Annotated in this window: 9 protein-coding genes; all 9 read left to right on the forward strand. The window is 47.5% G+C overall.

All coding sequences use genetic code 11. The features are described 5' to 3' along the window. The first annotated feature begins 141 nt into the window (after window positions 1-141). On the forward strand, window positions 142-1896 hold the full coding sequence (gene lonB / locus CS562_RS21030; protein WP_099858119.1) for an ATP-dependent protease LonB: 1755 nt from the start codon (window positions 142-144) through the stop codon (window positions 1894-1896). An 86-nt stretch (window positions 1897-1982) separates the two neighbouring features. Next, on the forward strand, window positions 1983-4322 hold the full coding sequence (gene lon, locus CS562_RS21035) for an endopeptidase La (RefSeq protein WP_099858120.1): 2340 nt from the start codon (window positions 1983-1985) through the stop codon (window positions 4320-4322). Window positions 4323-4478: 156 nt separating this feature from the next. After that, window positions 4479-5132 (forward strand): ribosome biogenesis GTP-binding protein YihA/YsxC, encoded by a 654-nt coding sequence (gene yihA / locus CS562_RS21040; RefSeq protein ID WP_076290792.1) that lies wholly within the window; start codon window positions 4479-4481, stop codon window positions 5130-5132. Window positions 5133-5398: 266 nt separating this feature from the next. Beyond that, entirely contained in the window at window positions 5399-5989 is a 591-nt protein-coding gene (locus CS562_RS21045) for a non-ribosomal peptide synthetase module (protein ID WP_076290791.1), read from the forward strand. 576 nt (window positions 5990-6565) lie between these two features. After that, window positions 6566-7954, forward strand: a complete 1389-nt coding sequence (gene hemA / locus CS562_RS21050; RefSeq protein WP_076290790.1) for a glutamyl-tRNA reductase — start codon at window positions 6566-6568, stop codon at window positions 7952-7954. A gap of 14 nt (window positions 7955-7968) precedes the next feature. Continuing rightward, window positions 7969-8796 (forward strand): cytochrome c biogenesis protein CcsA, encoded by an 828-nt coding sequence (gene ccsA / locus CS562_RS21055; RefSeq protein WP_371121670.1) that lies wholly within the window; start codon window positions 7969-7971, stop codon window positions 8794-8796. 5 nt (window positions 8797-8801) lie between these two features. Then, entirely contained in the window at window positions 8802-9452 is a 651-nt protein-coding gene (locus tag CS562_RS21060) for a precorrin-2 dehydrogenase/sirohydrochlorin ferrochelatase family protein (RefSeq protein WP_099858121.1), read from the forward strand. A 2-nt stretch (window positions 9453-9454) separates the two neighbouring features. Then, entirely contained in the window at window positions 9455-10411 is a 957-nt protein-coding gene (gene hemC, locus CS562_RS21065; protein WP_099858122.1) for a hydroxymethylbilane synthase, read from the forward strand. 4 nt (window positions 10412-10415) lie between these two features. Next, window positions 10416-11978, forward strand: a complete 1563-nt coding sequence (cobA, locus tag CS562_RS21070; protein WP_076290787.1) for a uroporphyrinogen-III C-methyltransferase — start codon at window positions 10416-10418, stop codon at window positions 11976-11978. The last annotated feature ends 42 nt before the right edge of the window (window positions 11979-12020 follow it).

Consider the following 12020-nt stretch of genomic DNA (forward strand, 5'->3'; position numbering starts at 1 on the left):
GTCATCATTTGACGGGCTGTTTTTTGTTCTCAAACATACAATTTCCTGATCACCCGTTTACGTCTCGGTGAAAAGGCTATACTACCAAGTATTAGCATGATCTCATATGAGAATAGGGATAGAACAGGAGGATGTTGAGACATGGAATTTGGTATGGTCATAATGATGATTCAGTTATTTTTTGGTGTGGTGATCGGTTTGTATTTCTGGAATTTGCTTCGTGGGCAGAAAACGAATCGCGGTGCGGTTGAGCGTGAATCCCGCAAGGAACTGGAGAAGCTGCGGAAGTTACGCTCCATTTCACTCACCAAGCCCCTGTCAGAGAAGACACGTCCGGCAACCATTAATGACATTGTAGGGCAAAAAGACGGACTTCGCGCCCTTAAAGCCGCACTATGCAGTGCTAATCCTCAGCATGTCATTATATATGGACCTCCAGGGGTAGGTAAAACAGCTGCGGCAAGGGTGGTTTTGGAAGAAGCCAAAAAGAATCCGTCATCTCCCTTCAAGGCCGATGCCAAATTCACGGAACTCGACGCCACGACGGCGCGTTTTGATGAACGGGGTATTGCTGACCCATTGATTGGTTCAGTGCATGATCCGATCTATCAGGGAGCAGGAGCGATGGGCGTAGCTGGTATTCCTCAGCCGAAACCCGGTGCCGTTACCAAAGCGCACGGAGGGATGCTTTTTATTGATGAGATTGGTGAATTGCATTCCATCCAGATGAATAAACTGCTGAAAGTGTTGGAGGACCGCAAGGTCTTTTTGGAAAGTGCGTACTATAACTCGGAAGACACGCATACTCCTGCTTATATCCACGATATTTTTCAAAATGGCCTGCCAGCCGATTTTCGTCTGGTCGGAGCGACGACTCGTTCGCCCCATGAACTGCCTCCAGCCTTGCGCTCCCGGTGCATGGAGGTCTATTTCCGTCCATTGCTGCCCGAAGAGATTGGGCAAATCGCGGAAGATGCTGTTCAGAAAATCGGATTCAGTCCGTGTCCAGAAGCAGTGGATGTGGTTAAGCGCTATGCAACCAATGGTCGTGAAGCGGTGAATATCATTCAGCTCGCTGCGGGGCTGGCTTTGACTGAAAAACGTGAAACGTTGCAGGCTTCGGATGTGGAATGGGTCGCTGGCAGCAGCCAGATTCAGCCCCGACCAGATCGCAAGGTGCCTTTGCGGCCGCAGATCGGTTTTGTGAATGGCTTGGCCGTATATGGACCGAATATGGGCACCATTCTGGAGATCGAAGTATCCGCTGTTCCGGCTCTTCGAGATCAGGGACGAATTAACATCACGGGAGTTGTGGATGAAGAAGAGATTGGAGGCGGTTCGCGCACACTCCGGCGAAAAAGCATGGCTAAAGGCTCGGTTGAAAATGTGTTAACCGTATTAAAGGCCATGGGTATTCGTCCTAACGATTATGATTTACACGTCAACTTTCCAGGTGGAACGCCAATTGATGGCCCTTCTGCCGGGATTGCTATGGCGACAGCCATTACATCAGCCATCCAGGGGCGTCCGATTGACCATGAGACAGCGATGACTGGCGAGATCAGTATTCATGGCCGGGTAAAACCGATCGGCGGTGTACTCGCCAAAGTGGAGGCTGCATTCCAGGCGGGTGCGAAGACGGTCATTATTCCGGCAGAGAACTGGCAGTCCATCTTTGAAAATCTGGATGGCTTACGTGTTATCCCGGTCGATACTGTTGAAGACGTATTCCGAGAAGTATTTGACTGGGTGCCCAATGAGGAGCAAGTCAAACAAATCAACCTTGCGGAGGAGACAGCGACACCTGCACCGGAGATCTTCCCACCGGCATCCGCATCCTATTTACGTGCTGACTTACCCCGTCCAGGACAGGTTACAGATTCGGGAAGCTGCTAAGCGCTTCCCTTCATTGGTTTTTTATGTGAACATTTGATAGAATAATGAATGACTACAACCTGAGAGCCATTGGAGGTGCGAAAGCGATGGGACCGAGCAAAGCGAAAGGTCGTCGTTTTCCTTTACTGCCTTTAAGAGGACTTCTCGTCTACCCGAGTATGGTACTGCATCTCGATGTGGGCCGGGAGAAATCGGTCAAGGCTTTAGAAAAAGCGATGGTAGAAGAACATTTGATTCTCCTATGTTCCCAAGCCGAGGTAAATATTGAAGAACCAACACAAGAGGACATTTTCAGAATCGGAACCGTTGCCAAGGTCAGACAGATGCTGAAACTTCCAAACGGGACGATTCGTGTACTTGTGGAAGGCTTGGAACGGGCTGAAATCATTGAATATACGGACAACGAGGAATACTATGAGGTTCTGGCTCAAGAGCTTCCTGAAGAGGAGAACAGTCATCCAGAAACGGATGCGCTGATGCGTACAGTTCTGAACCAGTTCGAAAATTATATTAATCTGTCCAAAAAAGTTACACCTGAGACACTTGCGGCTGTGTCCGATATTGAAGAACCAGGTCGCTTGGCCGATGTTATCACCAGTCACCTGTCTTTGAAGATCAAGGACAAACAGGAGATTTTGGAGACCATCGACGTTCGTGAACGGCTGGAGAAGCTGCTGGACATCCTGAACAATGAGCGGGAAGTGCTGGAGCTTGAACGTAAGATCAGTCAGCGCGTGAAGAAACAGATGGAGAAAACCCAGAAAGAATATTATCTGCGTGAGCAGATGAAGGCGATTCAAAAAGAGCTGGGTGAGAAAGAAGGCCGTGCCGGGGAAGTTGAGGAACTCCGAAATCAAATGGAGGCTCTTGACTTGCCGGACAAGGTGAAGGAAAAGGTTGAGAAAGAAATTGATCGTCTGGAGAAAATGCCATCAAGTTCTGCCGAAGGCGGCGTTATACGCAACTATGTGGATTGGCTGCTCGGACTGCCTTGGACGCAGATGACAGCCGACGATCTGGATATTCAAAAGGCTGAAGATGTGCTAAATGCAGATCACTACGGTTTGGAAAAACCGAAAGAACGTGTACTTGAATATCTGGCTGTTCAGAAGCTGGTGAAAAAGCTAAAAGGACCGATCCTCTGTCTGGTTGGACCTCCAGGGGTCGGAAAAACGTCACTTGCCCGCTCTATCGCCAGATCCCTTGGACGCGAATTCGTCAGAATATCGCTGGGGGGCGTGCGAGATGAAGCAGAAATTCGCGGTCATCGTCGCACCTATGTGGGTGCAATGCCAGGACGTATCATTCAGGGCATGAAGACGGCGGGTTCACTCAATCCGGTGTTCCTGCTGGATGAGATCGATAAAATGGCTTCGGACTTCCGCGGAGACCCTTCCGCAGCGTTGCTCGAAGTTCTTGATCCCGAACAGAACAACACGTTCAGTGATCACTTTGTAGAGTTGCCGTTTGACTTATCTAACGTTATGTTTATTACAACTGCCAACACAGTGCATAACATTCCGCGTCCGCTTCTGGACCGGATGGAGATGCTCAATATTCCGGGATATACCGAACTGGAGAAACTGCAAATCGCCAAAAACTATTTGCTGCCGAAACAGAAACAGGACCATGGCCTGGAAGAAGATCAGCTGAATATCGGGGATGACAGCTTGCTGCGTGTCATTCGTGAATATACACGAGAGTCCGGCGTACGGAATCTGGAACAGCAGATGGCTTCGTTGTGTCGAAAAGCGGCCAAAAACATCGTGTCTGGTGTAGAAGGTCAGATTAACATTACACCAGATGAAGTGAAGAATTACCTTGGTCCGGGTAAATTCCGCTATGGTATGGCCGAACTGGAAGATCAGATTGGTACGGTGACGGGACTAGCGTGGACTGAAGTGGGTGGAGATACCCTCGTGATCGAGGTTACCGTTGTACCTGGTACAGGCAAGCTGACGTTGACGGGTAAACTGGGCGATGTCATGAAGGAATCGGCTCAGGCGGCATTCAGCTACACCCGATCCAAAGCTGCACAGCTTGGCATTCCGTCCGACTTCCACGAGAAGAACGATATCCATATCCACGTTCCGGAAGGAGCCATTCCGAAGGATGGACCATCTGCCGGAATTACGATGGCGACTGCGTTGATCTCTGCTCTAACAAACAAACATGTCTCCAAGGACATTGCCATGACTGGCGAAATAACGCTTCGTGGTCGTGTGTTGCCGATTGGCGGACTTAAGGAAAAATCACTGGCGGCTCACCGTGCCGGTTACAAAAAAATATTATTGCCCAAGGATAACGAACGGGACCTGCGGGATATTCCAGACAGCATCAAAGAAGATGTGGAATTTGTTCCTGTAGCTCATATGGATCAGGTGCTGCAACATGCGCTTGTGGAACAGGCAGGAATTCACCTGTAGTCCGTTAAACGAGGGATCGTATGAAGAGTAAACCGTTCTGCGGAAGCTTTGGCGTCCGCTGGAACGGTTTTTTTGGTATGATAGAACAATCCATGGCATAATACCAACAGCAGCTCTAAGTAAGAGCACAGGAGTTAAAGAGAGGACAGATACATTATGAAAGTAAATCAATCCGAATTTATTATCAGTGCCGTTCGGCCTGAACAATACCCCGAGGACGGCTTGCCCGAGATTGCCTTGGCGGGGCGGTCCAATGTAGGGAAATCATCTTTGATCAACCGTTTGATTAATCGCAAAAACTTGGCACGGACAAGTTCTACTCCTGGTAAGACACAGCAACTGAACTATTATAAGATCAATCAGGATCTCTACTTCGTCGATTTCCCGGGATATGGCTACGCTAAAGTTTCCAAAGAGCAACGCTTTGCCTGGGGCAAAATGATGGAGAAGTACTTGTTGGGACGCGAGGAATTGAAACTGGTCATGCAGATGGTGGATATGAGACATGAGCCGTCCAAGGATGACAAGATGATGAATGAGTGGCTCCGCCATCATGGCTTGCCTCTGGTAGTGGTTGCGACGAAGATGGACAAGATTCCAAAAACGCGTAGAGCCAAACATATTAAAGTCATCAAAGAAGCTTTGGATCTTCGTCCTGGCGATCTGTTTGTACCGTTTTCATCGGAAGAAGGTTTAGGTAAAGAAGAGTTATGGGAGATCATCACTCGCTTTGCCGGAATCGGTCAAGAAACAGTGGAAGAAGAGTCACAGGCTGAGAAAAATCACGAAGACAACGAAATTAACGGATAACCGGGGATTACGCCATTTTGATGCAGGAAAGCGAGCAACTGGGGTGGATCTTTGATGCGATCAAGGATTAATCCATATTTTATGGATTTTAGTGAACATTCATTGTTTTATTTTGGGGCGAAATAGCTATACGGTAGTGTATAATGAGTATAGGTGCATTTGTGCCAACAGTACCAAAGTAGCGGCCTTGCCGACCTGAAGAATTTTGAGATCACTGCCACAAGTGCAGGAAGACAAAACAATCGGGAAAGAATTGAGGAGATTTTATGGCTCAGCGATTAGCCACAGAGTATGTTAAAGCCACTTTGAAATTGTCAGAACCCCAGATGCATCAGTTTTTACGCATGACAGAAGATGGCCGGATTCATCAACGAGTGAAGGTGATGGAGAATGGCTGCCAGGAAATTGTGCTCGTGGATGTGAGTGGAGAAGAAGTTCATTTCCCTTTTGACCGTAGGGAAGGGTTTTACATCTGTGAGTTATCTTGCCGCCTGGTAAACCATTATCTGACGAACGTAGTTCGAAAGCTCTTTATGACCTTTAAGGGTGATGGCGTTGTTCATCGCATTTATGAGGAGTTCACCATGACGTATGTTTATACTCAGGGCGTTGTCCGTAAAATTGTGGAGCAGACCGGCGAGAATACCCGTGTCATCTACGAATACAAAAATACGTTGCTTGAATTGCAACGTGTGTTCCAGGCTCGAGATATTGAACGCGAGATAAACAGGTTATACGCCGAAGTTGATTCGTTACTCGATTCAAGATTGGATGCATCTACTTCTGATCAAGTTCAGCAGATTGATGAAAAGCTTGCGCGCCACCAGAAACGGCTGTTTGAGCTTGAAGCCTACTGACTCAAAAGAGTGAATTATACAAGTATCTAACTAACCATCCCCTAATGCTCTGATCTGGCATATTCCAGGCAGAAGCGAAAGGGGATTTCTTGATTTTGGGAGCTTGATGGACACGAATCTTTTATTTTTTGATCTTCCTAAAAGGGGTTGCATTCCCTTTGGATAGATGTTATTTTTAATCTCGAATTGCAAATGGAATTACCAGAAATGAAACCAAATGAAATGTTATACATGATTTAATTCGACAGCATGAATAATGTTCACATATCGGGATGGAACGAAGATCATCCCAAACCTGAATAGTCATGGAGCCATCCATGGCTATTTGTTTTATATGGGATTTTCCTGAATTTTTATCATTAAAACAAGTATTTAACGCATAACGGTGAAGATTGGTGAGACACTACAATAAATGACAATGCATAAGATGATTTACATGGGGATTTCATAAACATTTCATAAAAATGGCCCAGTCATACTATGGATGTGTGATATAATTAACCATGTCAATCATAAATGGATGAACATATGTAGAAAACACTTTGATTGGAAATTTATTAGGCAGGTGAACTTGCAATGCACATCGTTGTCGTTGGTTTGAATTATCGCACGGCGCCTGTAGAGGTTAGGGAACGATTCACATTTGCAGAAAAGGACTTGTCTGAAGCGCTGCAGCAGCTCAAGCTGACCAAGAGTGTATTGGAAGGTGTAATCGTAGCCACATGTAACCGTACCGAGTTGTATGTTGTGGTAGACCGTCTTCACATGTGTGGTTATTTTATTCGGACGTTCATGGAACAATGGTTTAATGTTCCGCGGGAAGAATTTACGCAACACTTATATATATATGAAGATGATCAAGCCATGCGCCATTTGTTCCGTGTCATTTGTGGGCTGGACTCAATGGTTATTGGCGAGACTCAGATTCTTGGACAGGTGAAACAGGCTTTTTTCAAAGCACAGGAAGAGAAAGCTACGGGGACCTGGTTTAACATGCTGTTCAAACAGGCTGTTACATTGGGCAAACGGGCACATTCGGAGACTTCGATCGGAGAGAGTGCGGTATCTGTAAGTTATGCTGCTGTAGAACTAGGCAAGCGTATCTTTGGTATGTTCACGGATAAGAAGGTGCTGATTCTTGGTGCCGGCAAAATGAGTGAACTTACAGTAAAACACCTGTATACCAACGGAGCCTCCGAAGTCATTGTGGCGAATCGGACACTTGCGCGTGCTGAGGAATTGGCAGCGAAGTTTCGGGGGACCCCTTGTACGATGGAACAGGCACTAGAACGACTGAACGAGGTTGATATTGTCATCAGTTCGACGGGGGCCGAAAGATATGTACTGGATGCCACTGTTGTTCGGGAGAGCATGAAGCGTCGTCAATCGCGTCCACTGTTCCTCATTGATATTGCTGTTCCACGGGATATTGATCCGGCAATCGGCGAGTTATCCAATGTATTCCTTTATGATATTGATGATTTGGAAGGAATCGTGGAGAGCAATCTGGAGATGCGTAAGGTAGAAGCTGCTAAGATCGAGAAAATGATTGAACTTGAGATGGAAGATTATTATCAATGGCTCAAAACCTTGGGCGTTCGTCCTGTCATTCGGGCATTGCAGGAAAAAGGTGCTTCCATTCATGAAGAGACGATGGATAGTCTGTTTAATAAATTGCCTGAACTGGATGAACATCAACGTAAAGTTATCCGCCGTCTGACGAAAAGCATCGTCAATCAAATGACGACAGATCCGATTAACCGGATTAAGGAAATGGCGGGTACCAAGCACGGTGATGAAGCGCTGCGCATGTTTACTCAGATCTTTGCTCTGGAGGATGCAGTAGAGGTGGCCGCTGAGAAAGTAAGTCAGAGTGATGCGACGGCTCTGCGCAAACCGGATGCCGTTCATCTTAACGATTCCCGGCAAGACCCCGTGCCGGCTTATGCTCCGGCAGGCGTATAAGGCGGGTGGGCAGCTTGACCCTAGCTGAACAAATCTATGAAGCTTTAATCTATATGTATGCCCTGAGCCTACTGTTCTATTTCTCGGACTGCATTCGACGCAATGCGGGGGCGAAGCGGACAGGCACAGGGTTTCTTGTTGTTGTGTGGGCACTTCAGGTGTTCCATGTCATTTTACGTATGTTAACTGAAGGGCATTTTCCAATCTACACCACGTTTGATTTTTTGTTTATCTTTTCATTTAGTATTGTGTTGATGTCTCTGGTAATGACTCGTATTCAGCGTTCCGAATTTGTCATTTTATTGCTGAACGTGGTAGGTTTCTCCGTTACGGTGTTGAACCGATTGTGGTTTACAGCAGGTGAGATATCTCTGCATAACTGGCAGACTGTGCATGGATTGCTTATTATGCATATTACGTTGGCCAATCTTGGTTTTGCGGCTCTGACGGTGGGTGCTGTATTTGCAATGTTATATCTGTTCTTGCACCGTAAGCTGAAGAATAAGAAATGGAATGATACCGTACGCCGTCTGCCGAGCCTCGAAGTGATCGGCAAATATATGGATGGGGCTACACTGATAGGCACACCACTTCTTGGTGTTTCTATCATGCTCGCGGTATTGTCCATTGTAGCTGAAACGCGCTGGAGCCTGCTCTTGGATCTCAAGGTTATTGCAACGGGACTGGCCATAGCGATCTATGTGGGATATTTCGTCTTTAAGAGAAGAAAACAGTTTTCCACAGTTATTATGGCGAGATGGACGCTGATCGGATACGGCTTTGTCATTATCAGTTTTTTATCCAATGCGTATTCAGCGTTTCATCGTTGGACGGGAGAGTGAAGGGGATGGAACGGTACACGCCAATATTTGTGGATATATCAGGGAAATCCTGCTGCGTGGTTGGAGGCGGACGTGTTGCTGAACGGAAAATAAAAGGTTTGCTTCATGCGGAAGCGCAAATCAAGGTGATTAGTCCGGAAGTTACGCCAACGTTACAACAATTGCATCATGATTCCCGAATTCAATGGCTGGCCCGGTCCTACCGCAATGGAGATTTGCGGGGGGCCTTTCTCGTATATGCAGCAACGGACCATATTGAAGTGAACACAGCTGTTGTCCAAGAAGCTGAAGATGCGGGTATACTGGTTAATGACGCCATATCTTCTGAGCGTAGCACCTTTATTACACCAAGTGTGGTCAGGCGTGGAAGACTGAGCATTGCGATATCAACCGCTGGGGCAGGACCCGTGGCCGCAGCAGAAATTCGTGACACCTTGGAGCAGCAATTCGGAGATGAGTACGAGACATATATTGAATTTTTGTATCAGATGAGGATGGAAGTAAAGGCACGTGTATCTTCTTCAGGTGTCAGAGCTAAATTACTTCGTCGTTTAACCGAAATGGATGTGCTGGAAGAGATCCGTACAGGTCAGTTTGAGTGGTGGACCGAAGAACAAATTGGGGACTGGATATCCCATAATCAGGAGGACGTGTAGACATGCGGACAATTAAAGTGGGAAGCAGACAAAGCGCACTTGCTTTGACCCAGACAGGCCATGTAATTCAAGATTTACGTGATATTTGTGAACGGGAAGGATTAGCTTTTGATTTTGAAGTACATAAAATTGTTACAAAAGGAGATTTGATTCTCGACGTAACCCTGTCCAAAGTCGGAGGCAAAGGACTATTTGTCAAAGAGATTGAACAGGCGATGATGGATCGCACGATTGATATGGCTGTTCATAGCATGAAGGATATGCCTTCTGAGCTGCCCGAAGGGTTGACGAACGGGGCTGTTCCGCGTCGTGCGGATCCTCGTGATGCACTGATTTCGAATGGTGGACTCACATTGGATCAATTGCCAGAAGGTGCAAGAGTGGGGACGAGCAGTCTGCGTCGATCTAGTCAACTGAAAGCATACCGTCCGGATTTGCAACTCGAATCGCTTCGTGGCAATATTGATTCCCGTCTGCGCAAGCTGGAGACAGAAGGTTTGGACGCTATTATTTTGGCTGCCGCTGGTTTGTATCGAATGGGCTGGCAGGATCGGATTACGGAGTATCTGTCAGAGGAAGCTTGTCTTCCCGCAGTTGGTCAGGGTGCGCTCGGCATTGAATGCCGTGAAGATGATGCCGAACTGCTCCATCTGTTGCAGTTGTATAACGATCCGGAAACCGCATTTCCTGTGTTGGCTGAACGTCGCTTCCTTAGTGTGTTGAATGGGGGCTGTCAGGTTCCGATTGGAGCTCATGCCGTATGGGTGCCACAGCAAGATGCAGATTCCCCGAATGGACAAAACACGTTACAATTAACAGGTATGGTCGGTACGCCAGACGGTGGACTGATTCTTAAAGAAGCGATGACGGGCAAAGATCCGGTTCGTCTTGGAGAAGAAGTGGCTTGGAGATTGATTGAACGGGGAGCAGAGCAGATACTGGCAGAAGTTAGGGGATGAAGACATGGTGGGGAAGGTCTTTTTGGTTGGTGCAGGTCCAGGTGACGCCAAGCTGATTACGGTAAAAGGCTGGGAATCGATCGGTCGAGCGGATGCTGTTGTTTACGATCGGTTGGCTAGTCCAAGATTACTCAAACAAATGAAGCCCGGCGCGGTTAAGATATATGTGGGTAAACGGCCGGATCGACATACGATGAAGCAGGAAGAAATCAACCAGCTGCTGGTTGATCTCGCACTGGAAGGCAAAGTTGTGGTCCGGCTTAAAGGGGGAGACCCGACGATATTCGGACGCGTGGGTGAAGAGGCTGATCTGCTGCGCAAAAACGACGTTCCTTTTGAAATCGTACCTGGTGTAACCTCAGCAATAAGTGTACCTGCTTACGCTGGAATACCTGTGACCCACCGCGACTATGCTTCCTCTATTTCCATCATTACGGGGCATGAGAGTCCGGACAAGCTTGACCGCAGTATTCATTGGGATAAAGTGACGAATGCAACAGGTACACTGGTATTTATGATGGGCGTATCCAAAATTGGATATATCAGCGAACAGTTGATTCGTCACGGACGCCCGGCGCAAACACCAGTGGCATTGATTCGCTGGGGCACAAGAGCAGAGCAAGATACGATCACAGGTACGCTTGAAGATATCGAAGCAAAAGTCATCGCTGCGAATTTTCAACCACCCGCTGTCATTGTAGTTGGTGAGGTGGTGAACCAGCGCGAACAGTTGAAATGGGCGGAAGCACTGCCGCTGTTTGGCAAACGCATTTTGGTAACGCGGGCACGCAGTCAGGCTAGTGAATTGGTGAACCGGATCGAGGAACTTGGCGGTGAACCTTACGAGTTTCCGGTAATTGAGACCGTGATGCCATCAGGGGAGTCGGCACAGGAAAGTGTCAAACAGGCCTTTGGTGCGTTAAATACGTTTGACTGGGTATTTTTCACGAGTGTAAACGGGGTGGAATTCTTCTTCCGTCATTTGCAGCAACAGGGGAAAGATATTCGCTCCATTCATCAAGCGAGAGTTGCGGCGGTGGGGCCTTCAACTGGGGATGCTTTGCGTAGATATGGTATCGTTGCGGAAGTCATCCAAGGACCATTTCAGGCCGAAGGTATGCTTGAAGCTTTTGAAAGTGAACTGAAGGAAGGGCAAAGGGTTCTTTTACCGCATGGAGATCTCGCACGCTCCTGGTTGCCTGAACAGTTAAGGGAACGAGGACTTCTGGTTACCGAGGCGATTATCTATGACACCATTCTGGCTGGCGAGGATGACGATGAACTGCTGAAGCTGCTTGAAGAGGGCGGCATTCATGCGATGACCTTCACAAGTTCATCTACCGTCACCAATTTTATGAGCATTCTGAAACGGATGGGATTGCAGGACCCCTTGCCTTTATTGGAAAATGTAGAGGTTGCATGTATCGGGCCTGTTACAGCGAAGACGGCAGAAGCAGCAGGCTTGAAGGTCACAATGATGGCTGAAGAAGCAACCATTGAGAGTCTGATTTCTGTGTTGTCTGAGTGGAAACGAAAGCCTGCCACAGAAGCTGCATTTCCCCGTTAAACATATAAATTGAACCGCAATCGATAGATGAAGCGTGCTGAA

It is taken from the genome of Paenibacillus sp. LK1, from assembly GCF_002750415.1.
Classification (GTDB): Bacteria; Bacillota; Bacilli; order Paenibacillales; family Paenibacillaceae; genus Paenibacillus; species Paenibacillus taichungensis.